The 24,432-nt window shown below is 66.6% G+C and carries 21 protein-coding genes; 8 read left to right on the top strand and 13 right to left on the bottom strand.

The features are described from left to right. Window position 1: 1 nt before the first annotated feature. Window positions 2-985 (bottom strand): aldo/keto reductase, encoded by a 984-nt coding sequence (locus QF819_07535; protein MDP6803010.1) that lies wholly within the window; start codon window positions 983-985, stop codon window positions 2-4. Between the two features lie 157 nt (window positions 986-1,142). Here QF819_07535 and QF819_07540 point away from each other — a divergent pair, with 157 nt between their 5' ends. Beyond that, window positions 1,143-3,020 (top strand): sulfatase-like hydrolase/transferase, encoded by a 1,878-nt coding sequence (locus QF819_07540; protein MDP6803011.1) that lies wholly within the window; start codon window positions 1,143-1,145, stop codon window positions 3,018-3,020. A 7-nt stretch (window positions 3,021-3,027) separates the two neighbouring features. Here QF819_07540 and thiS read toward each other — a convergent pair whose 3' ends face one another. The 3 genes from thiS to QF819_07555 are packed head-to-tail and all read right to left on the bottom strand — an operon-like array spanning window position 3,028 to window position 5,109. Continuing rightward, window positions 3,028-3,231 (bottom strand): sulfur carrier protein ThiS, encoded by a 204-nt coding sequence (thiS, locus tag QF819_07545; protein MDP6803012.1) that lies wholly within the window; start codon window positions 3,229-3,231, stop codon window positions 3,028-3,030. Further along, window positions 3,224-4,333, bottom strand: a complete 1,110-nt coding sequence (gene thiH, locus QF819_07550; GenBank protein MDP6803013.1) for a 2-iminoacetate synthase ThiH — start codon at window positions 4,331-4,333, stop codon at window positions 3,224-3,226. Before thiH ends, thiS begins: the two co-directional genes overlap by 8 nt. Beyond that, entirely contained in the window at window positions 4,330-5,109 is a 780-nt protein-coding gene (locus QF819_07555) for a thiazole synthase (protein ID MDP6803014.1), read from the bottom strand. The genes thiH and QF819_07555 overlap by 4 nt, the downstream gene beginning before the upstream one ends. A gap of 115 nt (window positions 5,110-5,224) precedes the next feature. On the opposite strand from QF819_07555, the gene QF819_07560 reads away from it, so the two are divergent. Beyond that, the gene (locus QF819_07560; protein ID MDP6803015.1) at window positions 5,225-5,836 is read left to right on the top strand and encodes a thiamine phosphate synthase; all 612 of its coding nucleotides are present in this window, start codon (window positions 5,225-5,227) and stop codon (window positions 5,834-5,836) included. Here the strand turns inward: QF819_07560 and QF819_07565 are convergent. Then, window positions 5,833-6,753, bottom strand: a complete 921-nt coding sequence (locus tag QF819_07565; protein ID MDP6803016.1) for a hypothetical protein — start codon at window positions 6,751-6,753, stop codon at window positions 5,833-5,835. The two genes, QF819_07560 and QF819_07565, sit on opposite strands and share 4 nt — an antisense overlap. Before the next feature lie 74 nt (window positions 6,754-6,827). Between QF819_07565 and QF819_07570 the strand changes: the two genes are divergently transcribed. After that, the gene (locus QF819_07570; protein ID MDP6803017.1) at window positions 6,828-7,676 is read left to right on the top strand and encodes an MBL fold metallo-hydrolase; all 849 of its coding nucleotides are present in this window, start codon (window positions 6,828-6,830) and stop codon (window positions 7,674-7,676) included. Between the two features lie 121 nt (window positions 7,677-7,797). Here QF819_07570 and QF819_07575 read toward each other — a convergent pair whose 3' ends face one another. Continuing rightward, a complete protein-coding gene (locus tag QF819_07575) occupies window positions 7,798-8,340 on the bottom strand; it encodes a hypothetical protein (GenBank protein MDP6803018.1) in 543 nt (180 codons plus the stop codon). A gap of 156 nt (window positions 8,341-8,496) precedes the next feature. On the opposite strand from QF819_07575, the gene QF819_07580 reads away from it, so the two are divergent. Next, window positions 8,497-9,210, top strand: coding sequence for a hypothetical protein (locus QF819_07580; protein ID MDP6803019.1), 714 nt, complete (start codon window positions 8,497-8,499; stop codon window positions 9,208-9,210). Window positions 9,211-9,231: 21 nt separating this feature from the next. Here the strand turns inward: QF819_07580 and QF819_07585 are convergent, their stop codons facing one another. Both QF819_07585 and QF819_07590 read right to left on the bottom strand, forming a co-directional pair. After that, window positions 9,232-10,362, bottom strand: coding sequence for an aminotransferase class IV (locus tag QF819_07585; protein MDP6803020.1), 1,131 nt, complete (start codon window positions 10,360-10,362; stop codon window positions 9,232-9,234). A 198-nt stretch (window positions 10,363-10,560) separates the two neighbouring features. Continuing rightward, entirely contained in the window at window positions 10,561-11,043 is a 483-nt protein-coding gene (locus QF819_07590; GenBank protein ID MDP6803021.1) for a hypothetical protein, read from the bottom strand. 139 nt (window positions 11,044-11,182) lie between these two features. Here QF819_07590 and QF819_07595 point away from each other — a divergent pair, with 139 nt between their 5' ends. The 3 genes from QF819_07595 to QF819_07605 are packed head-to-tail and all read left to right on the top strand — an operon-like array spanning window position 11,183 to window position 15,343. Beyond that, window positions 11,183-11,962 (top strand): hypothetical protein, encoded by a 780-nt coding sequence (locus tag QF819_07595; protein ID MDP6803022.1) that lies wholly within the window; start codon window positions 11,183-11,185, stop codon window positions 11,960-11,962. 34 nt (window positions 11,963-11,996) lie between these two features. Next, complete coding sequence (gene rnr, locus QF819_07600) at window positions 11,997-13,925, top strand: ribonuclease R (protein ID MDP6803023.1); 1,929 nt, start codon at window positions 11,997-11,999, stop codon at window positions 13,923-13,925. Beyond that, the gene (locus QF819_07605; protein MDP6803024.1) at window positions 13,922-15,343 is read left to right on the top strand and encodes an MATE family efflux transporter; all 1,422 of its coding nucleotides are present in this window, start codon (window positions 13,922-13,924) and stop codon (window positions 15,341-15,343) included. The genes rnr and QF819_07605 overlap by 4 nt, the downstream gene beginning before the upstream one ends. A gap of 112 nt (window positions 15,344-15,455) precedes the next feature. Here the strand turns inward: QF819_07605 and QF819_07610 are convergent, their stop codons facing one another. From QF819_07610 to QF819_07620, 3 genes are read right to left on the bottom strand one after another with little or no spacing between them, the layout of a single operon-like run. Next, entirely contained in the window at window positions 15,456-16,319 is an 864-nt protein-coding gene (locus QF819_07610; GenBank protein MDP6803025.1) for a GNAT family N-acetyltransferase, read from the bottom strand. After that, window positions 16,316-17,539 (bottom strand): M20/M25/M40 family metallo-hydrolase, encoded by a 1,224-nt coding sequence (locus tag QF819_07615; protein ID MDP6803026.1) that lies wholly within the window; start codon window positions 17,537-17,539, stop codon window positions 16,316-16,318. The genes QF819_07610 and QF819_07615 overlap by 4 nt, the downstream gene beginning before the upstream one ends. A gap of 2 nt (window positions 17,540-17,541) precedes the next feature. Next, window positions 17,542-19,722: a M1 family aminopeptidase gene (locus QF819_07620; GenBank protein ID MDP6803027.1), complete on the bottom strand. Its 2,181-nt coding sequence runs from the start codon at window positions 19,720-19,722 to the stop codon at window positions 17,542-17,544. A 459-nt stretch (window positions 19,723-20,181) separates the two neighbouring features. On the opposite strand from QF819_07620, the gene QF819_07625 reads away from it, so the two are divergent. Next, complete coding sequence (locus QF819_07625) at window positions 20,182-21,111, top strand: hypothetical protein (GenBank protein MDP6803028.1); 930 nt, start codon at window positions 20,182-20,184, stop codon at window positions 21,109-21,111. 80 nt (window positions 21,112-21,191) lie between these two features. On the opposite strand, the gene arsM is transcribed toward QF819_07625, so the two are convergent. Then, window positions 21,192-21,968 carry an arsenite methyltransferase gene (arsM, locus tag QF819_07630; protein ID MDP6803029.1) on the bottom strand — a complete coding sequence of 259 codons (777 nt, stop codon included), beginning with the start codon at window positions 21,966-21,968 and terminating at the stop codon, window positions 21,192-21,194. 23 nt (window positions 21,969-21,991) lie between these two features. After that, the gene (locus tag QF819_07635) at window positions 21,992-24,175 is read right to left on the bottom strand and encodes a thioredoxin domain-containing protein (GenBank protein MDP6803030.1); all 2,184 of its coding nucleotides are present in this window, start codon (window positions 24,173-24,175) and stop codon (window positions 21,992-21,994) included. Window positions 24,176-24,432 lie beyond the last annotated feature (257 nt).

Below are 24,432 nucleotides of genomic sequence, written 5' to 3' on the forward strand. Positions count from 1 at the left end.
GCTATCCGGGCACGGGGGCCCCCGCCGTACGGCTCCGGCCGAGTTCCCGCGCCCGCGCGATCTCGATGTCCGTCAGCGCAGGCGTGCGGAGACTCCCGACCAGTCCGTCCACCTGCTCGGGGCTGCGAAAGCCGGGGATCGTGGCCGCCACCGCCGGGTGCGACAGTGTGAAGAGCAGCGCCGCTTCCATCAGGGTGCGACCGCCGTCAGTCGAAAGGAAACGAAACTCCTCGGCACGGGCGACGCGCGCTTCCACCTCTTCCCGCGTGAGGCTGCTTCGCCAGTCGTCGGGCGGGAACTCGGTCTTTCGGGTGTACCGCCCCGAGAGAAATCCGTAGGCCAGCGGAATGGAGGCGATGACCGCCACCCGGTGTTCCAGAGCCGCAGGCAGCAGCTCCGTGAGCGCGCCCTGCTGCAGCAGATTGAAGGTGGCCTGCACAACATCCACCCGGCCGGAGCCAAGCAGTCGGACACCGGCTTCGTAGTCCGTGCCGACGCTCACGCCGCCAAGCCGGATGAGGCCGGACGCCTTCAACTCATCAAGCGCATCGAGCGCGCGATCCGTTTCCGCACCCTCGTCCGGGATCGCGTGAAGCTGCAGAAGGTCCAGCGTGTCTACGCGAAGCCGGGTCGCCGAGCGTCGTGCCGCCGCGTGAATGTGTTCGCGTGAGAGGTCCTTCGTCCATCGCTCGATACCATCAGGAACCCAGCCGCACTTGGTCGCCAGCACCACCTGTCCGCGACGCGGCCCGACCACCTCTCCCAGAATGCGTTCGGCGCGGCCCAGACCGTAGGAGTCCGCTGTATCGAAGAAGTTCACACCGGCATCCAGCGCACGCTCGATCCCGCGCTTCGCTTCACTTCGGGGTACGGCGCCGTATCCGGTCGGCGCACCGCCGAGGAGGATGGACCCCCCCGCCTGCCATGTGCCGAGCCCGACTTCGGACACCTCGATGGGGTGCTCCCCCAGGGAACGGTATCTCATGGGGCGCGACTGTAGGCGCATTCCCGTGCCGAGGCAAGCCGCGTGCCGCTCCCGGTGGCCACCTCTCCGGGCGTCTGGTAGCCTGCGTGTCCCGGCACGGGCCGGGCAATGCGAAGGCGAAAGCGTCATGAACCGATGCAGACCCGACCGTTCTCGATTGGCGACCGCCACCATGGTGGCGCTGCTGGCGGGCGTACTGGCCCCCGGCTGCTCCACCCCGCCGGAAGGCCCCGGCGTGCTCCTCGTGACGCTGGACACGACGCGCCCCGACCGCATCGGCGCATACGGACACCCCGATGCGCACACGCCCCACCTTGACGCGCTCGCCCGCTCCGGAACGCTCTTTGAACTGGGGATCGCGGATGTCCCCGTCACGCTTCCCAGCCATACCACGCTCATGACCGGCATCCCCGCGCTCGGACATGGCGTGCGCTACAACGCGGACTTCAAGGTGGCCGAAAGCGCCGTCACTCTCGCGGAGAAGCTCCGGGATGCCGGGTATGCGACCGGGGCCGTCATCTCCGCGCTGGTGCTGGATTCGAAGTTCGGGATCGCGCAGGGATTCGACCACTACGACGACGACCTCACGCCGGGGTATGTGAAGCACGACGAGTCGCTCTACCCCGATCAGACGCACTGGCTCCCCAAGGCGGACCGGCGCGCGGCGGAAGCGGTCGACCGTTCCATCGCGTGGCTTGCCGGGGCGCCCCGGCCGTTCTTCCTGTGGACGCACATCTACGACCCGCACTTCCCCTTCGACCCACCCCCGCCGTGGAGTGCTCGCACGGCGGATCTGTATCTGGCCGAGATCGAATATACGGATCACCAGTTGGGCCGTCTGATGAAGCGACTGGCCGCGTCCGCGCTGTCGGAAGAAACCGTGATCGTGGTGACCGCCGACCATGGAGAGGGGCTCGATCAGCATCGCGAGGACGGACACGGCATCTTCCTGTACGACGACACCATTCGCGTACCGCTCGTGATCCACGCGCCCGGGGCCGACTGCGCAGGACGGGTCATTCCGGATCAGGTGCGCACGATGGATGTCGCGGCCACCGTGCTGGAACTTGCGGGCGCGGCGGAGCCTTCGCTCGGGCTGGGGGGGTCGCTGGTCCCGCTGATGCGGGGAATCGGCCCGGCCCCGGACAGTGTGGCCTACTGCGAGTCGATCAAGACGAAGCTCTTCTACGGGGGATCGGGACTGAAGGCCATCCGAACGCGCAACGCCAAGTTCGTCTGGGCGCCACGGCCCGAACTCTACGATCTCGCGCGCGATCCGGGCGAAACCCGGTCGCTGCCCGACGACGCCGACCGGATGCGCCGGTTCCTTGCGACACAGGTGGCCGCCATCCTCTCCGCCGGGGAAGCCACGGTGGAAGCGGCGAACCCGGACGCCGAGACGCTGGAAGCGCTCGCCAGCCTGGGCTATCTGGGGGGGAGCGGCGGGACCGCACGACCCGGCACCACGGAGGAGGAAATGCACCTGACGGGCTATGACCCCAAGGATCTTGTCGATGTCTCCATGGCCGCCCGCGAAATCCAGAACGGCTTTTTCGACAGCGGAGAGAGGAAACTCCGCCGCTTCTTCCGCACCGCCCCCACCCCGCGGGATGATCGACAGATGACACGCCTGTGGGCTGCCGCGCATCAGAACTACGCGAAGATCTGGATGGTCCGAAAGGACTACGCCGCGGCGGCAAAGGAGTATCGGCTTGCCTGCGAAACGGATCCGACCTACGACGCCGCACGATGGAGTCTGATCTTCGCGCTGAATCTCGCGAGAGACGAGGAGGCCGCCGTTCGTGAGGGAGGGCGCATCTTGGAAGAGTGGCCCCGGTCATGGAGAGTGCGTTTCCATCGGGGAATCGCGCTGGCGGAAATGGGCAATACCGACGAGGCCACCGCGGAGCTTGATCGCATTCTTCGGGACGCGCCGCAATCCCATGACGCGCGAAAGCTGGCCGCCTACTATCGCCCCAGACTCGGAACGCCATCCGAAGCGGAGGCGCTCGCAGCCTATCGTCAGGGAGGGTGACGGCGGCCTACCCCCCCGCCATCGGCCGAACCAGTTCCACGCGGTCGCCCGGGCTGATCCGGGTCCGGTCGAAGAGTTCGCGCCCTGTCGCCTGTCCGTTCACTTCCGCCACCACCCAGCGCGGGTCGAGTTTCAGCCCTCGGAGAAGGTCCGAGACGGTCATGCCCGGTGCTGTCGGATGGGACTTGCCGTTCAGCAGGAACTCACCCATGCAGGACCGCCTCCCAGTCCTTCCACACCGGGTCGAAGCCGCGCGCGCGAATGGCCTGCGCAACTTCCGCCGGTGACCGGGCGTCCTCCACGCTGAACTGTTCTTCCGTGTCCATGCCGGAATACCCGCCCGGTTCGGTTTTGGAACCCGCACTCATCTGCGTGATGCCCAGGGGAAGCAGTCCATCCCGGAAGGACGCGCTCTCCCGCGTGGACAGGACAATCCCCACATCCGGAAGGAGGATTCGAAGCGCGCAGACAATCCGCGCCATGTCCCGGTCCGACACGGGATGCGGCGCGGCAATGGAATACGCGGCGGGCCGAAGTCGCGGCAGCGAAACCGTGACCGCCGTCCTCCAGCACGCGCGCAGAAGATACTGCGCGTGCGCCGCCAGGTGGAGCGCCTCGACGCGCCAGTCCGCAAGCCCCAGAAGCGCCCCGATTCCGATTCGGCGCATCCCCGCTTCCGCACCGCGTTCCGGCGTCTGGAGGCGCCAGTCGTAGTCGCGCTTCTTCCCCGCGGTATGCACGCGTGCGTAGACTTCGCGGTCGTAAGTCTCCTGATAGACGATCAGCCCGTCCGCGCCCGCAGTCGTCCATTCCCGGTAGACCTCGGTGGTCTGCGGCTGCACTTCCACCGACAGGCTCGCGAAGTCCCCGGCCAGTTCACGCAGTATCGACGCCATGTACTCGGGCGACACCAGACGCGGGTGCTCTCCGGACACGACCAGCACATGCCGGAACCCCGCGTCGCGGAGCATCTCGGCTTCCTCGCACACCTCGGGAAGCGTCAGCGTACGACGCACAACCGGATTCTCCCGTGCGAAGCTGCAGTAGGTGCAACTCTCCACGCATTCGTTGGACACATAGAGCGGCGCATACAGCTGCACCGTCCGCCCGAACCGGCGCATGGTGATCTCATGCGAGGCACGGGCCATTTCTTCCAGGCGATCATCGGCCGCCGGGGAGAGAAGGACCGCGAAGTCGAAGAGATCCGGCGAGGACGACGCCAGCGCGCGATCCACATCCGCCGCCGACGCGGACGCGGACGCTCGCAACAGGTCCTTCCGGCCAATGTCCGCGCACACCTCGGCGAAGCTCAAGGCGCGCTGCCCAGAAACCCGGTGAGCGGACTCGAGGCTTCCGCCCCGGCTCGCGGCGCCGCGGTCCCCGCAAGATAGCCCTGGCGCCCGGCTTCCACACCCAGTCGGAACGCGTGCGCCATCGCCACGGGATCCCGGGCGACCGCAAGGGCAGTGTTCACCAGCACCGCGTCCGCGCCCAGTTCCATGGCTTCCGCCGCGTGCGAAGGCGCGCCGAGCCCCGCGTCCACTACCACAGGCACTCCGGCCTGCTCCACGATGATCGCCACCGAGTCGCGCGTCTTCAGCCCGCGATTCGACCCGATCGGCGATCCCAGCGGCATCACCGTGGCGGCACCCGCCTCCTCCAGCCGCTTCGCGAGCACCGGGTCCGCGCCGATGTAGGGCAGCACCACAAACCCCTCCTTCACCAGCGTCTCCGTCGCGGCCAGCGTCTCCACGGGATCGGGAAGCAGCCAGCGCGGGTCGGGCGTCACTTCCAGCTTCACCCATTCGGAGAGACCCGCCGCCCTTGCAAGCCGGGCCAGGCGAACCGCTTCGCCCGCGTCGACCGCACCGGAGGTGTTGGGCAGAAGCTGAACGCGTTCCCGGTTGATGAACTCCAGCAGGTTCGGTTCCCGCGAATCAAGATCCACGCGTCGAAGCGCGACCGTCACAATCTCCGATCCCGTGGCGTCGATCGCGGATCGCATGATCTCCGGCGAGACGAACTTCCCGGTCCCCACAAGGAGCCGGGATGAAAAGTCCTGCCCCGCAATCTGGAGCGTGTCGGCCATGCGGTCCTCCTCGCCTTGGCAGCCGGAAGCGTGCGTGCAGGGTAGACACGCCGTCCGGGGGAGTCAATCGCCCTCGATCCGCGGTATGCTGAAGGCCACGCCGGGAGGAGGTTCCATGCACGCCCGATGCCCCGGACGAACGCAGTTCATTGCCGAGCTCGGCTTCCTGCCGGAGGGCGCACTGGTCTCTCGCGCCGAAGAGCTCCTGACCGCCGGTCTGGCTTCGATTCAGCTCCGCGGGAAGGGTCGCTCCGCGGAGGAACTGATCCGCACGGGAACCCGCCTCCGGGAAGCCACCCACCGCGCGGGCGCGTGCTTTGTGGTCAATCAAAGCGTGGAGGCCGCGCTCGCGCTCCGTGCCGACGGGCTGCACCTTCCGGCCGACAGCCCGCCCCCCGGGGAGATTCGCCCGCTTCTCCCCGCCGGGATGGCTCTCGGCATGAGCTGCCACTGCGAAGCGGAACTCGCTCGCGCACAGGGCGCCGACTGGATTCTGCTCTCCCCCGTGTTCGCAACGAAGTCGAAGCCCGGCGCCTCCCCGCTGGGGACGGCTGAACTCGAACGCCTGGCAGCCCTTGCGCCGGCACCGGTCGTGGCGCTTGGAGGAGTGACCGCAAGCACCGCCGCCGCCTGCTTCGCGGCCGGAGCCGCCGGGGTGGCCGCCATCCGGGGATTCGCGGGGGGCGACGGGGAACGCCTGATCGCGCAGGCCATCAAGAGCGGCTAGCCGCGCCCCCGCCTCTTCGGCCCGCGCAACTTCTTTCCGAGGAGCCCTCGGGCCTTCGGAGCTTCCCACGACCCAAACCGTCCTCCACGCGGACCGGATCTCGGCGGCAGCGTCATTCCGGCGGCCGCGGCCAGGCATTCGCGAAGGTCCCGGGGTTTGTGATCGAAGTCCTTCCACGCGGCCATTCGCACAGGCAGGAGGCCGCCCGCGAGTGCCCGGAGGAGATGATCGGCCGAGGCGCGCGGAAAGCCCGGCTGTGCCCATGCCCGGGCGAGTGGGCCGCGCAGCAGGCCGGGAAGCGCCACTCCCGCGCGGCGAATGCCGAGGGCTGCGGCCAGGTCCCGCACGAGCAGCTCTCCCGTGAGGAACTCCCCGCATCCCAGATCGTACTCGTGGCCGGGCAGCGCGGGACCGGTCGCCGCAAGAAGGACAAACTGCACGAAATCATCCACCGCCAGCGGCTCAATCCGCGCCCGGGCAAGACCGGGCAAAGGCACCAGCCGAGAACGCTTCACGACACGGACCAGCGCCTCCGACTCGGCGCACGACCCCATGAGAAGCCCCGCACGCAGGATGATCCCGCCGCGTTCGAGCGCGGGTCGCTCCGCCGCGTGCGCGGCGCGTCGCCAGGGATCGGGTGCGTCAGGAGCCGCCCCCACCAGCGACCTTCGCACCAGGCGCACGCCCTCAGGGACACCGCCTGCCACATCCTCCGCGCGCTCACTCTCCGCCGGGATCAGCGCCTCGCCCGGGAGTCGCTCCTGCGGGGAAAGCCCCAGATCCACGACGGCGTCCCGCGCATGAAGCGATGCCGCCGCATCCCGCGTAAAGTCCCCTGTCTCGCAACCCGCGGCCTCGGCCTCCGCGCGGACCGCGGTGCGTATCCCGGCGCAACCTCCCGCAATCAGGATTCGCATGGTCTTCGCCTCCTTGCCGGAACCCGAATCATCGTACAGACTCCGGGCGATCCTCCCAACCTTGGAGAACGCCCGTGTCGAACCGGACCCCTCGCGCCATCGTCCTCGGATCTGTGCAGGACGGCGGCTTTCCGCACCTGGGATGCGCCTGCGAAGCGTGCCTCTCCGCCGTGGGAGATCCGCGCAGGGCGCGACGGGTTGCGTGCCTGGGGCTGATCACGCGCGGGGGCGTGGCCGTGATCGACGCCACGCCGGACCTGCCGGCTCAACTCCGCGAACTCGCCCGATGCGCGGGCCAGTCCTTTGACACGCCGCCGCGCGCCCTTCTTCTGACGCACCTCCATGCGGGCCATGTCGCCGGGTTGCCGCTCTTCGGCCGCGAAGCCTGGGCCGCCACCGGAACTCCGCTCTGGGCCACGGAGGCCAACCTTCACTTTCTGGAGTCGCAGGAACCGCTCGCGCGCCTCTTCCGGGAAGGGCACCTCTCGCCGCAAGTGCTCCATCCGGGGTGGGACACCGCGCTGGACGACCTCATGATCCAGGCGATTCCCGTCCCGCACCGGAGCGAGGCCGGTGACACGGTGGGATTCCGCATCGAAGGACCGGAGCGTTCCCTCTTTTACGCGCCGGATCTGGACGCGCTCACGCCGGACACCATCGCGCAGGTTCGGGCGGCGGATGTGGCCATCCTCGACGGGACCTTCTTCCGGCGCTCCGAACTGAACCGCGACGACTCCAACGCCGTGCCCCACCCGGCCATTGCGGATTCGCTGCCGGTACTGGCCGGAATCGACACGGAGATCCGGTTCACGCACATGAACCATACGAATCCCGTGCTCGATCCGGATTCGCCGGATCGGCGCGCGGTGGAGGGAATGGGGATGCGAATCTCGGAGGACGGAGACGAAGTAATCCTCGGCTGACGGAGGACGCCGACCCGGCTGGCTCTCCGCGGCCGGATACGCGGCCCGAAGCCGGGAACCCGCTCACAATACAGGTATCAGGAGACCCGGCCTGAGGAGAACTGGCTCTCCGCAGCGCCACCTAGTGGAAGCGGGACACCCCGACCGTAAAGCCGGAGGTCGTTTCGACCTCGTCCGCGAAGTGAGCCTCCGACCGGAACTCCACCGCCGCGTGAGTCATCCAGACATAGCGCAGCACCGGAGACCGGAGCTTCACGCCAAACCCTACCCGGGCCAGTCCGTCCATGGTTGCTTCCTGCCCCGGGTAGTTCTGGCGCACCACGCCCCCTCCAAGCAGAAGGTACATGTTCCGATTCCCCGGTCCGAGATCGGGAAACCACAGCGCGTTGGCTCCCATTCCGTACCCGCGCGGCGCGCGGTTCCCCAGCGGCCAGAACCGTACGCTGGCCTCCGCCTGCATCTGGAGGCCTTCCGCGACAAAGTACCCCCCCCGAACATCCATTCGGAGACTGTGCGGGCCACGGACCTCTTCGGGGAGAGTCAGCGCCGCCATTCCAATCCCGTATTCCGTGGTGGAGGCCACTACCGGGATTGTCTGTGCCCCGGCGGTCAGGGTCGGGATCAGAGCCGCGGCCAGAAGCGCGGCAACGGACAGTCTCTTCATGCGGAACTCCTCGGGCCTCGGACGATGAACGATCCGCTCACCAAAGCGGACATGATGCGGACACCATACCACCTTCCCCGGGGATTCGCTCCCCTGTTGACATCCGGCAGTGACACACGGATTCTCAGTCGGTGACTTGCCATCGAGGAGAGAGGCATGACCACTTCATCGAACAAGACCCCCTGCGTGCAGCGGGTTCTGGTTCTCGGGCCGGATTCGGCGGAGATCCTTCCTGCCGTGAAGGAAGCCGGGCTCTCCGTGGTCACAGAAGACCCCGAAGCCATCATCACCTACGGTGGCGATGGTCTTCTGCTGGGGAGCGAACGCGACTGGCCCGGCATCCCCAAGCTGCCTCTTCGGAAAAGTCGACGGGGCAAGAAGTGTGAACCAAGCCGGGCCGCGCTGGTTCTGGAGAAACTGGCCTGTGGGGAACTCGCCCGCACGAAGTGTTCCAAGATCCGCGCCGAGGCGCTCGGGCAGTCCCGCGTGAGTCTCAATGACATCATGGTCCACAACGCCAACCCGACCTCCGGAGTGCGCTACCGGGTCTGGGTGGACGACCGGGAGTTCGGAGACGAGATCGTGGGAGACGGAGTGGTTGTGGCCACCCCGTTCGGATCCTCCGGCTACTACCGATCGATCACCGGGGGGATCTTTCGCATCGGGCTCGGGCTGGCCTTCAACAACTCCACCGAACAGATGGACCACATCGTGTTGCCTGAGTCCTCGGTCATCCGAGTACGCATCACCCGCGGCCCCGCCATGGTGGCATCCGACAACCACCCGAACACCATCCCGCTGGAACGGGACGACGAAGTCGTCATCCGACGCGATCAGGGACACACAATCATCCTCGGGCTTGCGCACTGAAGCGGACGCTCGGCCCTGCCTCTACCGAACGCCGGTGACCGCCCGACCGGAAAGGTAGTCGTCGATTTCGCCAACGGGCGTCTCCAGCGGCAACCCGTGGGCGCGGTCCTCCATCATGGCCTCGATGTCGGTGATCAACCCCTTGCTGACCACCCCGGGCTTCCCGTCTCCGACCTCCACGCCCTCGATGCTCGTGATGGGCATGACCCCCGCGCCGGTCCCGGTCATGAAGCACTCCTTCCCGGGTCCGACGAAATCGATCGGCAGGAGATCGTTCCGCACGGTCACGCGATACCCCCGCTGCCGCGCGAGTTCCATCACGGTGTCCCGCGTGATCCCCACCAGGCAGTACTCCTCGGTCGGAGTGCGGATTTCCACGCGACCCGGATCCGCCTCCCACCCTTCGCTCTTCACGATCGAGAAGACATTGTCCACCGTGGCCTCCGCGACATAGCCGTCGCGGTTCAGCATGAGCGCCTCCACGAGTCCTTCCCCGCGGGTGCCTTCAGCCAACGCCAGCACATTGTTCAGATAGTTGTTGCTCTTGATGTTCGGGTTCAGCGTCTCCGGTCCGGGTCGGCGCATGTGCCGGGCCAGCCCCAGCGGGATTCCGCGTTCGTACGCGTCGCTGGAATACAGACGAATGGTGCTGACGATGCAGAACAAGGTCGGCGAGAGACACTTCTTCGGGTTGATCCCCAGATCCCCGAGTCCGCGGGTCACGACGAGCCGGATGTATCCCGCCATCCCCTCCGGGAAGTCCACTTCGGCGCAGGTCGCCAGGACTCTTTCCGTCAGCATCTTCCGGCTCATGGGTAGCCCGATTCCGACATGAGCCAGCGACCGGTCCAGACGCTCGATGTGTTCCCGGTAGAGGAATATGGACCGGTTTCGAATGAGGATTCCCTCGAAAACGCCGTCACCATAGAGCGCCACATGGTCCAGCGGAGACAGCGCGGCCTCATCCAGCGCGAAGATCCCGTCTCTGCGTTCCATTCCCGTGGGATCTTCGGTGGCTTCGGTACGGGCGGGGTCCATCAGGATGCGGGGCGTCACGCCCTCCACCACCGGCATACTGAGCCAGACCCGCGCACGCTGCCCGACCTCCCGCAATGTCCGCGCGGCACTCTCGATTTCTTCGCGACTTCTCACGGAACTCACCTCCCTGCTGCTCAATGCCGGGGAGACGCCCCCCCCGCTACCCGTTCGATCAGAGGCGCCCGGACCCCGTGGAGTCCGGAGGCTCGGAACCGAACCTACGGACTCGAATCTACCGTCTTTCGCGGGATTCGAAAAGCGCGCTCGGGAGAGGCCTTCACGGCGGTCCGAGAGGCGCAGAACGGACCCCCTTCAGTCTCCCGGCTGTTCGGCTTCTCCCGGTGCGAAAGCGCAAAACAGCCCTTCCACAAGGTCGAGTGCGTTCTGGATGAAGGGACCCACCTCCGCCCGGTCTGCGGGGATTGCCACCTGACAGGCAATCCCCAGCCCGGGACCATTCAGACGCTCGGGGGACGCGGCCGTATTCAGGCCGACCCGGCCCATCCGCGACTCCAGAAACTCCCGCACGGAACCGCCCTCGCGGGAGATGCGGTCATCGATCTTCCGTGCCAGCGCCAGGTCCCGCGTCTCAAAACGCACTTCCGCGCCGGAACCTCCCTCTGCCCGGACGATTCGCAGACGGGTGTTCCGGTTCACCTCCAGCACGGTGCCCCCCGCGGGACTCTCCCTCGTCGGGCGAAGCGCGACAAACCGGGGGTCTCCCCCGTATCGCTCCAGAAGCCGCTGGCGCAGCTGCGTGAGAACCACTGATTCCGCCTCCGGATGACTCCCCACGCGACCCTCCCTTTCGACAGAGCGTAGGGGCCCGCCCCGGGACCGTCAACCGTGGCCGGGATTGTCGCCGGGCGCGCGGTAGGGTAGAATCCCCGCCCGCAGCAGCCGAAACCCGCCGATACCGAAAGGACACCGCCTCATGCACAGCCCGGGCCGCATCCTCCACGCCGGAGCCATCATCCCTTTTGCTCTGGCCATGACCGCCGGGACCGCCCCCGGCCAGATCCTGATGGATCGGGACCCCGTTCGGCTGGAGTATGTGATCCGGGCTGGCGAAAGCACTGTTGATTCTGTAGGCACCTTCGCGGTGTCATTCGAACCGACCGACACACCCTCGGGACGGCGGCTCCTGGTGCACGCGGTCACTCAGTTCGGGATCGAACTCCTGGGCGCACAGGAACACCACAGCAAGATCGACCTCGTTTGCGACAAGACTGGTCTGGAGTCGTTTGCCGTCTCCGCGTCCAGCGGGGAGAGAACGGTCGAGCACACTGCGAACCGCAAGGAAGAGACCATTGTTGTGCGATCGCTGGTGGACGGGAAGAAAGCGTCTGCCACGATCCCTTCCAGCGTTCTCCGCACTGATCTGGGGCTCTACTGTGGGGCATTCCTCGCCGAGTCGCTTGCGGACGGGCCGATGATGCGGGACTTTCCGCTCCTGGTGCCTGCGTCCGGAGGCCACGCCCCGCGCCAGAAGTTCCGCGAGGGAATCCTGCGCATCCTTCACCGGGGTCAGCCGGTTCGAACCATGGTGTCCCGGATCGTGCAGTCCGAAGGACCCCCGGATCGCTACTGGCACACTCTCGACGAATGGCAGTTGTGCCTGCGTCGGGAAACCGTCATCGGCGGCACTCCCTTTGTCTTCGAACTGGCGAAAGTGAACGGCGAACCCTACCGGGTGGAATCGGACTCCCGATGACTTCCACGCGCACCCCCGCCCCTCTCGGCCGCCCGTGAGGAGGGACCGGCGCAGGTTCGTCGAGGGACCGGTGCGACGCAATGCCCGTGGATTCGGCTTTCTCCTCCGTGAAGACGAGGAGGACCTCTACCTCTCCCGTCGGGAAATGGACGGCGTGATGGACGGCGACATCGTCCGCGCCATCCCGATCCCCAAGCGTGGAGGGCGCCTTGCGGGGCGGGTTGAGTCCATCGTGAAGCGCACCCGCTCCACGCTCCCCGGAACCTACCGCCGAAGTCGGCGGGGCGAATGGGTCGAGCCGGACCCCGCACTTTTCGGAGAGGTCATCGACCTCGTTTCGGGGGCGGTCCGGCCCGTCGACGGAGAGATCGTTGAAGTGGAGATGATCCGCTACCCGAAAGGGAACTCTCCCGCCGTGGGGAGGATCGTGGAGATCCTCGGAGCGCCGGGTGAACTGGGAACGCTCATCAAGACGGTGGTGCGTCGTCATGGACTCCCGCGCCGATTCGGGGACGAGGCGCTGAATCAGGCGAACGCGCTCCCGGACACCATCGCTCCGGAAGAGATCGCCCGACGGGAGGATCTGCGGCTGGAGGAGATCTTCACCATCGACGGCGAAGACGCCCGCGACTTCGACGACGCCGTCTCCGTCCAGCCGGGAGCCGACGGAAGCCTCCTCCTGCGCGTGTCGATTGCGGATGTGGGCCACTGGGTGGGGCGGGACACACCGCTCGATCGCGCGGCGTTCGAGCGCGGCACCAGTACCTACTTCCCCGATCGTGTGATCCCCATGCTGCCGGAACGCCTGTCGAACGGGATCGCCAGCCTCGTGCCGGGGGAGGACCGCCTCACGCTGACGCTGGAAGCCTCCTTCGATGCCGACGGCGAACGACTCTCCTCCCGCGTCTATGAAAGCGTCATCCGCTCCTCCGGCCGGTGGACCTACACCGGCGTGGCGAAGGCTCTGGAGGGAGAGGAGGTGGAGGGCATTTCGCCCCACCGCGATCATGTGCTCCGCATGGAGGAGTTGATGCAGCGGCTCCGGGGGCGTCGGCTCGCGCGCGGGAGCATCGACTTCGACCTGCCGGAACCGGACATCGTGATCGATTCCACCGGACGCCCCGAGGATGTGCTGCGTGCCGAACGCAATGACGCGCACCGGCTCATCGAAGAGTTCATGATCGCCGCCAACGAAGCCGTGGCGGACTGGCTCGCCGAACGGAGACGGCCCGCGGTCTATCGCGTCCATGCGCCGCCCGACCCCGTGAAGATGCGACAGTTTCTGGAGTTCGCACGGAACTACGGTCATGTCCCCGAGTTCGGGGCGCTCCCGTCGGGGGTGGCCGTGTCCGGGTTCCTTCGCGGCATTGCCGGCCAGCCTGCCGAACGCGCGGTGAACCACATTCTTCTCCGCACGATGATGAAGGCGGAATACGCCGAGGAGAATCTCGGTCACTACGGACTGGCGTCAGAGCGTTACCTTCACTTCACCAGCCCCATTCGCCGCTACCCGGACCTCCTTGTTCACCGGGCGGTCAAGGCCGCGCTCGGAGGAGACCCTCCGCCCGATGACGCGGGCGAGCTGGCTTCATCCGCCGCACACTGCACGGACCGCGAAACCGCATCCAGGCGATGCGAGTACGATGTGCTGGATGTGATCCGCGCGGACTTCATGGCGGATCGAATCGGCGAGTCCTTTGAGGGCATTGTGTCGGGAGTGATCGAGGAGGGGTTCTTCGTCGAGCTCATCGACTACTTTGTCGAGGGCATGGTGCGCGTCGAGGACCTGGGCGAGCCCTATCGCTTCGTCCCTGAATCCCGCGTCCTGCTGGGGCGTGGATCGCGCCGCCGGTTCGCCATCGGAGACTCCATTCGCATCACCGTGCAGGCGGTCCATCGCGAATCCGGGCGGATCGAGTTCGCGCCTCCTCTCCTCGCACGCTCCCGACGCAGACGCCGATGAGTACGGCTTCCCGCGCACCCGCCCCCCGCCGTCTCACGCGCGGGCCGATTTCGCCGCAACTCCTGCATCTCGCGTGGCCTGTCTTCGTGTCGCGTGCACTCCACACGCTCTACGGAACTGCGGACACCGCATGGGTCGGGCGCCTGTCGCCGGAAGCGATCGCGGCCGTCTCCACCTGCTTCTTCGCAAGCTGGACGCTCTTCGCCGTCGGCGACATCCCCATGGCCGGGGCGACGGCCATCGTCTCCCGCGCGATCGGTGCCGGAGACGACGCCCGCGCCACCCGCGCCGCGCTGACTGCCGCCGCCATGGCGATTGCGCTCGGGGTCGTCGTCGCACTCCTGGCCTTCTTCGCATCGGGTCCGTTCTTCGGATTCCTCTTCGACAATGACTCCATCGCGCAGATGGCCACCCGGTACTTCCGCCTGTTCTCGATGGCCGCTCCGCTTCTCTACCTCGGGTTCGTCATCGAGGCGGTCTTTCGGTCGTGCGGAGACAGCCGCACCCCCATGAAGGTTCTGCTCGGGGGAACCATCGTGAATATCGTGCTGGATCCGCTCCTGATTCTGGGCATCGGTCCCTTCCCGAAGTGGGGTGTCCCGGGAGCGGCCGCGGCGACGGTCATCGCTGAGGCGGGAGTCGTGGCGGTCTATGTGAGCCTTGTTCTCCGGGATCGCGTTCCCCTTCCCCGGCCCGAAAAGGGGATTCGCTCGGCCATTTCGTGGGCGGAAGCACGCCGGATGTTCCCGATCGGCCTCCCGCACCTGCTCGTCGGGACGCTGTTCTCAAGCGTCTACATGTTTCTCACGCGATTCGCAGGAGAGTTCGGAGCGCCGACGCTGGCAGCCCTCGGAATCGTGAATCGACTGGAGAGCCTGAACTATCTCACGGCCACGGCCGTCGGAATGGGCGTCGCCGCGATGGTGGGCCAGAACCTCGGCGCACAGCGCCCGGACCGCGCGGCACGCACCGCCCATGTCGGAGCCCGTTGGATCACGCTCACGACCGGCGTCACGACGGCGCTCTTCCTCTTGAGCGCGGAGCCCATCGTGCGGCTGTTCACGCCGGACCCGGGCGTTGTGGAACTGGGCGCGCTCTTCCTGCGGATTGTCGCCGTCTCCCAGGTTTTCATGGGCTGGGAGATCGTCTACGGCCACGCCTTCACCGGGGCGGGGAACACCATTCCGCCCATGCTGGTCTCCGTGATCGTCTCTGTGGCGCGCATTCCCATGGCGTGGTGGCTGGCGTTTCCAGCAGGCATGGGAGCCGCCGGGATCTGGTGGACCATTTCCGCTACGGGAGTCGTGCGGGGGCTTCTGGTCACGGGCTGGTTCCTGCTGGGACGCTGGAAGCGCACGGATCCGGGCGCCGAGCCGGTCCATACCGCACCCCTCGGCCCGGATTCTCCCGAGGGCTAGCGACACCCTGCGGGGCCGGTCGAATGAGGGGCGACCCCCGGCACGCCGCGAAGCGCCGTCTCGTGCCGTCTCATTCCGCATGGCCGCGGATCCAGGGTTGGCGCCGGCGTCGTCAGGCTTCCGTCTTCCCCAGGAGAACGAGCCCCAGTTCCCCCACCAGATGAAACCCCGCCTTCTCGTAGGCGCGGCGCGCCGCATGATTGTCCCGCCCGACATGCAACGCCACAAACGCGGATCCGCGAAGGAGCCGCCCGGAGAGTTCAGACACGCCGCCGCTCCCGATCCCGCGCCCGCGGGCTTCCGGAATGGTGTAGATGCCCTCGATCTGCGCACCACCCGCGTAGCGTGCGGACACATCCGCCTTGAAGACGATCCTCCCGCCCTCCTCCGCCAGCCAGGTTCGGCCGTTCTCTATCCGCGACCGCGCCGACTCCTGAATGCCGTCCCTCGAAAGCGATCCCGCCGGGAGGTCAAAGTCCTCCAGCAGCATCCGCTCGGAAAGATCCGTCATCGAGTCCAGATCCGCAAGGACGGCGCGACGCAGACTCACGCGCGGAACCGGCGGCCCGGGCTTCCCCAGCACGAGAAGATCCTGCACCCGATGGACGCGCATCGGGGCACCCCGCCAGCGATAGTGGGAGAGGAACGCGTCCACGGCAACGCGCGGACCGAGAAGGATGACCCAACCGGCTTCTTCGCCCAGCGCCAGACCGGCCGCCTCCTCCAGAAACGCCGGATTCGACCCGGACAGCAGGACTTCCCGCCTCAGGCCGAAGAACGCGACGCCGTCCAGACCATCCGGACCGTAGTGACCGTAAAGCGCACCATGCTCGCCGGAGACTTCGTTCACGACGCCGTCGTGGGCGATGCGGGAGAGAAGGTGAACATTGGCGACGGGATCCCGCTCCAGGAATCGCACCAGATCGCTGCGATCGGTTTCCACCAGGCGGCGAAGACGCAGCGAGGCTTTCGTCATTTTCTGGCCCGGACCGTGACCTCGACTTCCCGTGTCTCCCCGTCTCTCACGATGCGGAAGATCACGGGGTCACCCGGATTCAGCTCCGACAGAACGCCCTGATAGTCGTAGATGTTGTCCAGAGCCGTTTCGTCCGCGGCCACCAGAAGATCTCCCTTTCGCAGCCCGGCCTCTTCCGCCGGACTTCCCGGCAACACACCCGAAAGCAGAATCCCTCCTGACTCGCGGCCGAAGTCCGGGATCGTTCCGACGGACACGCGCCGCGCCTTCCTCTTGCCGCCGGGGCGCGGCGCTTTCTTCGCCAGCCGCTCCGCCCCGGCCGGGACGAATGAGAGTTCCTCGCCGGAGTCCGCCAGATAAATGACCAACTCTCCGACCAGCCCCCCGACCCGCACAACGCCCTCCGGGTCCACAAAGTCCACCACATCCCCCGGCCGATGATACCCCGGCTTCGCCCCGGAGAAGAAATGCAGCACGGGAATCCCCTTCGCGAAGAAGGATGCGTGATCGCTCGCCCCGGCCCCTTCCTTCGAAAGCGAGAGGTCGAATCCGTACGGGTAGTTCACGCCACGCAGAATATCCGGGAACTCCTCGGCGGTCCCCGTGCCGAAGACGATCAGTCGATCCTCCTCCACGCCGCCGACGGTATCCAGATTGAGCATTGCGATCGCCGAGGTCAGCGGCTCCGGCGGATGGTCGGCCAGATGGATGGAGCCGAGCCGCCCGATCTCCTCTCCCGAGAATGCCGCGAAGTAGACCGTGCGCTGGAGCGGACCCTCGGCCGCGACCGCGCGGGCGGCCTCCAGAAGCGCCGCGACCCCGGATGCGTTGTCGTCGGCTCCGGGGTGGATCTCGCCGGGGAAGGCGGAATCCTCCGCGCCCACCCCCAGGCCGTCATAGTGCGCTCCCACGAGAAGCCATCCGTCGCCGGAGCCGGAGCCGGGAAGACGCCCGACCACATTGGTCAGCCGCACGCCGTCCGGGCCGGAGAAGTCCTGCAGCCAGCCATCGCCGAAGCCCGGCTGGAGCCCCGCTTCCTCCATCCAGCCGACCACGAGATCCCGCGCATGGTCCAGTTGTGGGGAACCGGCCCCGCGACCGCGCAACTCCTCTCCCGCGAGGCGCTCCACGACGGCCGATGCCCTCGCCACGGCATCGTCTCCGGCAGCGACCGTCTGCGGCGCAAGAAGTACCATCAGCAGCGTGAAGAGCCGCCTCATGCTCACTCCCCGGCCAGCGAGACGGTCAACGGTGAGACTCCCGCGCTCCATACGCCCTTCGCTTCGTTCTTCGTCCCGGCGAAGACGAGGTAGCTGTACTTGGAATAGTGCGGGATCTTCCGGGCGATGGCGGCGACCTCGTCCGCGCTCCCGGGAAGGAACAGGGCCACAGCACCCCCGTCTTTCCCGCGCCAGGACGCCACGAGCGAACGGCCCGGGGGAAGCCCTGAACCGCCTCCGAGGCCCGCCGACTCCGGGCCGCCCCCCTCGGAGATCCCGCTCAGAATGTCCCGCGCGGCGTCTCCTGTGCCGAAGAAGAAGAGGGCGCCTCCCCGGTCCGGTTCCACCGTTCCCGTTCCTTCCTCCACCCACGAGATGGTGGAGTCGGCCGCCCACTCCCCGGCGACCGCTACCAGCGCTTCCCGAATGTCGGGCCGGACATCCTTCCCGATCACGATCCTCGTGGAGTCCGCGCCCAGGACGCCGCTCAGCGTGGGAGCAATCTCCTCCCCGTGGAGAATCCGGAAAATGTCGAACTCGGGATCCACCGCCAGCACTTCGGCACTCCCGTGCACCGCAACCTCAAACGCGGTCCGCGTCCCCGTCATCGGGATGAGTGCGCGGGCCACCTCACCTCCGGCCGCATCCACGCGGACGGGGACGAGCGTCTCCAGGCAGGGCTCCTCCTGCACGAGTGTGGCGGAGACAACGGTGGAATCTCCCCGCGCCTGCACGGCCACGCCCTCCACGCTCAGGCGAATGGCTCCGGGTCGCGAGATCCACTGATCGAACCACCCCGCGAGATCCTCTCCGGATACGGCTTCAAAAGAGAGGCGCAGATCATCCCACGACGCTTCCTGAAAGAGGTGATCGCGATACACGGCACGCAGCCCCGCAAGGAAGACATCCTCCCCGAGGCGTGTGCGGAGCATGTGGAACACCATCATCGTCTTCCCGTAGCCGACGGCCTGCGTCGCCGCGCTGTCCCGTTGGCGGAACTCGGAGAGCGGGAAGTCCCTCCCGCCACCTGACGCAAAATCCCGATAGCCGAGCAGTTTGTCACGACGGTAGTCGCGTCCCGCCGAGCCGCCGGTGACCTCCTTGTACAGGTAGTCCGCGAAGTAGGTCGTGAGACCCTCGCACCAGTTCCCGCCCCGCACATCCACGAACACCCCGTTCCCCCACCAGTTGTGGAGGATCTCGTGCCCGTAGCTCGTGTCCAGAATGAAGGGGAGCCGGATGACACGGTCTCCCAGGAATGTGAAGCTCGGCATTCCATAGCCGGTCTGCCAGTAGTTCTCCACCAGCGCGAACTTGGAGAAGGGGTAGTCGCCGAACATCTCTCCGTAGAGATCAAGGTACGCACCGGTGCCGTCCAGATACCGGTCGGTGATGTCTTCTCCGGTATTCCCGTAGCAGAAGGACATGACCCGGATCCCGCGATGCATCCGCTCCCGGACCTCATACGGTCCCGCGATGAGATAGATCTCCTCCATCGGATGCGGGCACGACCACTGCATGCGGTAGCCGTCAGCCGTCGGCCCGTACTCGATCAGATCCCCCTGGGATACGGTCCGCCAGTCGGCCGGGCCGGTCACGGAGACCTCAAAGGTGAACAACCCCTCTCCCGACCAGGGCACCCAGAAAGTCGACCCCGCCAGAAAGGCCCCCTGGTCCACAATCCGGCCTGAGGTTTTCTTGAAGCTTCGTCCATACGCCCGTTCCGGCGCGACGAGGCTGTCCGCAATGACCCCCTCGTACTCCACCTCCAGAACGACGGGCTCCTCCCATCCGGAGGGCGGGGGCGCAACCTCCACCTCGCGGGCCACCTCGTACCCGGACAGCTCCGAGTACGGCGGACGCCGCCAGAAGTGGCGCGGATTCCACCCGTTCGTCGAATCCCACTCCAATTCCTCTCCCGCGTGGCGAACGGCGAGGATCTCCAGATCCCGGTGAAGCAGAAAGCGCCACGGGGCCTCCCCGGAGGGGACGGAGGCAAGATGCGCCTCATCCCGCACGTGAATCCAGTGGGTGGGAACATCGAGGGTGGCACGCACCACATGGCGCTCCACGGGCGCGGCCGGGGCAGCGGAGGACGGCCGACTGCCGGCAATCAGCAGCACCACAGCCGTCAGAAGGAGAGGCTTCGCTCTCGGCGGAAGGACCACAGTTCTCGCAATCATGTGCCAATCATGCCCGATTTCCAGCTGAAATCCACCAAAAACCGACCTGAAGCCACGCAGGATCGGACCGGATCCAGCCGACCCTCTCCTCTCCAAGAGCTGCTGTGAGTTAGTAATGAAAACTCGTGGATTCGCTGAAGATTCCTGTTATGCTGCGATGGCTGTGAGCCGATCACAGTACCTGTGCATTTCACCGGGGGCCTGTCGACCCGAGGTCGGGACGATGCTGGTCGGGCTTCGGGCTTCGGGCGTTCAAGCGCCCTCCCCCCCGGGACCGCCGGTGGAAACTCGGCACAGGAACTGACATTTTTCTTTGGAGGATTTCCGATGCGGACCTTCCTGATCGTTTTCTGCATTGCCCTGCTTGCTGTCCCGGCGTTCGCCGAGAAGCCTGTCGACAAGGCGCGCAGCGCCCCCGACGGCTATATCTCTTTCAGCAATGTCCGTGAGGGCGAGTACATGAGTGAAGGCTTTGAAGGCGCGTTTCCGCCCGCGGGCTGGGCGCTGACGGCCAGCGCACCGAGCCCCTATACCTGGTACCAGGGAGCGGGCCCGTACTCCGGCAGCTCCGACGCTCATGTCGGCTGGACTGCGTCGTACACGCAGGATGAGCACATGGATGTCTCGGTGGATCTCACCGGGGCCGGCGCGACCGACCTCGTCCTCAGCAGCTGGCACAACGGGAGCGCCTACTGGTCCGGCAACGCCAACACCACCATCAACATCTCCTCCGACGGTGTGAACTACACCGAGGTCTGGAGCATGGCGGTGGACTACCCGGCCAGCTGGACGTGGACGCAGGCCGTGATCGATGTCTCCGCTTATGCGGGCGGCATGCTCCATGTCCGCTACAGCTATGTCGGAACCGACGGTGCCGATACCCATGTGGACGATGTCCAGGTCGGCTACCTGGCTCCTCCTCCTCCGCCGCCGGAGAACGACACCTGTGCCGGTGCCGAGGCCAATGGCTACGCCATCACCCCGACCTCGTTCCCGCTGACCGGAGACACGTCGGCGTATGCCACGGATTACCCGCTGAGCTACTCCTCCTGCACCGGGTACTCGTCCAGTGGACCGGACGCCGTCTACTTCGTGGACATGACGGACGGTTCCACTATCAGCGTCACCATGACCTGCGGCTGGGATGACTCGATCCGCCTCATCACCGACTGCGCGGACCCGCACAACAGTTGCGTGGCCGGCGCGGACGATTACCCCGACGGCTCGAGCTTCTCGTACACGCATTCCGGCGCGACGATGCGGTACTACCTGATCGTCTCCGGGTACGGCTCCAGCAACTACGGCCCCTTCCAGGTGGACGGCACCTTTGACGGCGCGGTCGCCATCGAGGGTTCCAACTGGGGCACGGTCAAGGCGCAGTACCGGTAGAGCCTGACCGTTCGCACAGGACTCGGCCCGCCTGGATCACTCCGGGCGGGCCGTCTTTATAGCGGGGGGCGGACAGGAAGTCAGCCCGATGCCTTCTCCGCCACGACGGAGAGGCTTCGGAAGGAGTGCCCCTTCGTCTCCGGGCCGCTCCATGCGGCGGAACGCGTGACGCGAACCTCGACGAAGCCCGCCGACCGGATCGCGCCCGTGTACGCCCCCTCCGTCACGGCTCCCGCGAGACAGGCCACATGGTTCCCCACATTCGCCCGGAACTCGTCGTCGAGTTCGTCATCGCAGATGATGTCGGAGACGCTGATCCGCCCCCCCGGCTTCAACACGCGAAACGCCTCCCTGAAGACCGCATCCTTGTCCTCGGAGAGGTTGATCACGCAGTTGGAGACGACGAGGTCCACCTCTTCGTCCGTGACGGGAAGCTGCTCGATGGTTCCCTCGCGAAACTCCACATTCGACGCACCGATCCGTTCGGCGTTCGCACGCGCCCGCTCCAGCATCTCCGAAGTCATGTCCACGCCGATGATCCGGCCCTCGGGACCGACCGCGCGGGCCGCAAGGAACGCATCGATCCCGCCGCCCGACCCCAGATCCAGCACGATCTCCCCTTGGGCCGGGGTGGCCTCCAGAAGCGGATTCCCGCAGCCGAGTCCCAGAATGGCGTCGGAGGGAATCGCGGAGAGATCCCCCGCCTCGTATCCGATCTCCACGGACTTCTCCACTGCGGCGTTCGTGGACTCTCCGCAGCACGACCCGCCGGGGAGACAGCTCCCCGGATCACGGGCGATCCTCCCGTAACCGTCGCGGATCTTCTTCTGGTGCTTCGTCTGCTTGCCGGACTCCATCGTGATCTCCTTTCCCCGGGGAATCAGATCCCCGCGAGTTGTTCTTCCAGATCTTCCACTGTGGTTGCAGGCACGCGGCATGCGTAGTTCCGACAGACGAAAGCCGCAGGCTTCCCCTCCACCAGCGTCTTCCCCGTGAGGAGTGGCGTGAGTCCTTCCGACTCCCCCTCTCCGCCCGGCGCACAATGCGCCAGCGCCGTCCCGGGAAGGAACCGGTGGTGAATCGTGCGAAGGAGCGCGCGCGTCTCCGGAGCGTCCAGGTCTCCGACGACCGCAATCTCCCCGTCTTCGTGCAAACGCATGTCCAGTCCCAGAACGAGCCCCATGGTCCCGCCCGGCCGCCGTTCTATCGACTCACGGAAGAGACGGAAGGCGGCGTCCGCCCTCTCCGCGTAAGAGGAATCTCCCAGCAGTACGGACAGCCGCAGGAACACACGCACCGCCGCGCCGTTTCCGCCGGGCACCGCTCCGTCAGAAGGGCTCTTCATCCGCGCAATGAGCGTTTCGCCGTCCGAGGCGGTGTGGAACCATCCCCCGGCCTCGGCATCTCCGAACAAACGCTCCATATCGTCCGCGGTGCGCTTCGCTTCGATGAGCCAGCGCGGGTCGAAAGTGGTCTCGTACAGGTCCAGCAACGCCTCGGCGAAGAACGCGTGGTCCTTCAGGAATGCGGGGATTCGTGAATCTCCGCCGCGATGCGTCCGCAGAAGGCGCCCGCTTTCCGTGCGCATTTCGGTCAGCACGAAGTGTGCGGCGCGCTCGGCCGCTTCCACATATCGCGGCTCGTCCAGGACACGCCCCGCGCAAGCCATCGACGAGATCATGAGGCCGTTCCATGCCGCCAGAACCTTGTCGTCAAGCCCGGGGTAGATGCGGGATTTTCGCGCCTCGAAAAGCACCGAGCGGCCTCGCGCCAGCGTCTCCGCGATCTCCGCTTCGCCGCGCCCGCTGTCCCGCGCGAGATCCGCCACCGACACGGCTTCGTGCAGGACGGTCAGTCCCTCCTCGCCCTCGGCGACGGGGTGGTGAGGGTCGCGGAAGTTCCCCTCCCGCGTCACGCCATAGGCACGGCAGAACCACTCCGCGTCCGCCCCGAGCAACGCCTCGATCTCGGACCGCTTCCACAGGAAGAAGACGCCCTCCCGGCCCTCGGAGTCCGCATCCGTCGCGCTGCGGAAGCCGCCGGACTCCTCCGTCATTTCGCGAAGCACATAATCCAGAATCTCCCGCGCAATGTCCGCATGGAACGGGTCGCCGGTGACCTGAAAGGCCTCGGTGTACTCGCGGGCAAGCTGCGCATTGTCGTAGAGCATCTTCTCGAAATGCGGGACGAGCCACTTCTCGTCGACCGAATAGCGATGGAATCCGCCGCCCAGATGGTCCCTGATCCCCCCGGCCGCCATCTTGCGGAGTGTGGCGTCCGCCATCTCCAGAGCCTGCGTGTTCCCGGTCCGATGGTATGCGCGGAGAAGGAACCGAATGCCCTGATGAGGCGGGAACTTCGGGGCGCCTCCGAAGCCGCCGTTCTCCGCGTCGAAGGATGAGATCGACTCTTCCACGACCTTCCCGGCGATCTCGTCCCCAGGAAGGCCGGTGCTGGCCGTGCTCCGCGAGATCCGCTCCAGCGCGTCGGCAATCTGCTGCGCCTGGCCGGCGATCTTCTCTCCCTCGTCGCGGTAGGTCCTTGCGATGTCGCGCAGCACATCCGGCCACCCGGGCTGCTGATACGCACGAACCGGCGGGAAGTAGGTGCCGCCATAGAAGGGCCTCCCCTGTGCCGTGAGGAAGACATTCAGGGGCCACCCCGTGCTCAACCCCATCATCTGGACGGCGGTCATGTAGATTTCGTCCACATCCGGCCGCTCCTCGCGGTCCACCTTGATGCAGATGAAAAGCTCATTCATGAGCGCGGCAATCTCCGCATCCTCGAAGCACTCGTGCTCCATCACATGGCACCAGTGGCATGATGAATACCCGATGGACACAAGCACCGGCTTCCCGCTCTCGGCGGCGGCCGCGAAGGCCTCTTCTCCCCAGGGATACCAGTCCACCGGATTGTCCGCGTGCTGAAGGAGATACGGGCTCGTTTCATGAGCCAGTCGGTTCATCTCCGTCGGTGAAGTCTGCACGGCCTCCTCTCCTTCCGGGCCACCCCCGGCACGGCATCCGATCACGCACAAGACGCAGAGCACAACTGCCGGAAACACTCGTGAAACTCCGATGATTCCATCCCCCCCGGTAACTGGGCGATCCCTCGACACGGAGCCCGCTCCGCAGCTCCATGGGCACCGCGTGCCCACCGGCTCGCGCGGGCTTCGAACGGGGAGCATAGTGCCGTGCGACGCGCGGGTCAAACGCCGCAAGGGCCCGGATTTTCCCGTTGCCTGAAAACAGCCGATTCGAGTAATCTTCCTTCCCGTTTCGCGAGAGCCATCCCGTCGGCAAACACCCAACACGGACCGAA

The organism is Gemmatimonadota bacterium (assembly GCA_030747075.1).
GTDB lineage: Bacteria > ARS69 > ARS69 > ARS69 > ARS69 > ARS69.

Coding starts and splice junctions, on each gene's coding strand:
- QF819_07535 (MDP6803010.1), bottom strand. CDS start 985: ATGAGATACCGTTCCCTGGGGGAGCACCCCATCGAGGTGTCCGAAGTC.
- thiS (MDP6803012.1), bottom strand. CDS start 3,231: ATGGGTGAGTTCCTGCTGAACGGCAAGTCCCATCCGACAGCACCGGGC.
- QF819_07555 (MDP6803014.1), bottom strand. CDS start 5,109: ATGGCCGACACGCTCCAGATTGCGGGGCAGGACTTTTCATCCCGGCTC.
- QF819_07560 (MDP6803015.1), top strand. CDS start 5,225: ATGCACGCCCGATGCCCCGGACGAACGCAGTTCATTGCCGAGCTCGGC.
- QF819_07565 (MDP6803016.1), bottom strand. CDS start 6,753: ATGCGAATCCTGATTGCGGGAGGTTGCGCCGGGATACGCACCGCGGTC.
- QF819_07575 (MDP6803018.1), bottom strand. CDS start 8,340: ATGAAGAGACTGTCCGTTGCCGCGCTTCTGGCCGCGGCTCTGATCCCG.
- QF819_07580 (MDP6803019.1), top strand. CDS start 8,497: ATGACCACTTCATCGAACAAGACCCCCTGCGTGCAGCGGGTTCTGGTT.
- QF819_07595 (MDP6803022.1), top strand. CDS start 11,183: ATGCACAGCCCGGGCCGCATCCTCCACGCCGGAGCCATCATCCCTTTT.
- QF819_07605 (MDP6803024.1), top strand. CDS start 13,922: ATGAGTACGGCTTCCCGCGCACCCGCCCCCCGCCGTCTCACGCGCGGG.
- QF819_07610 (MDP6803025.1), bottom strand. CDS start 16,319: ATGACGAAAGCCTCGCTGCGTCTTCGCCGCCTGGTGGAAACCGATCGC.
- QF819_07615 (MDP6803026.1), bottom strand. CDS start 17,539: ATGAGGCGGCTCTTCACGCTGCTGATGGTACTTCTTGCGCCGCAGACG.
- QF819_07620 (MDP6803027.1), bottom strand. CDS start 19,722: ATGATTGCGAGAACTGTGGTCCTTCCGCCGAGAGCGAAGCCTCTCCTT.
- QF819_07625 (MDP6803028.1), top strand. CDS start 20,182: ATGAGTGAAGGCTTTGAAGGCGCGTTTCCGCCCGCGGGCTGGGCGCTG.
- arsM (MDP6803029.1), bottom strand. CDS start 21,968: ATGGAGTCCGGCAAGCAGACGAAGCACCAGAAGAAGATCCGCGACGGT.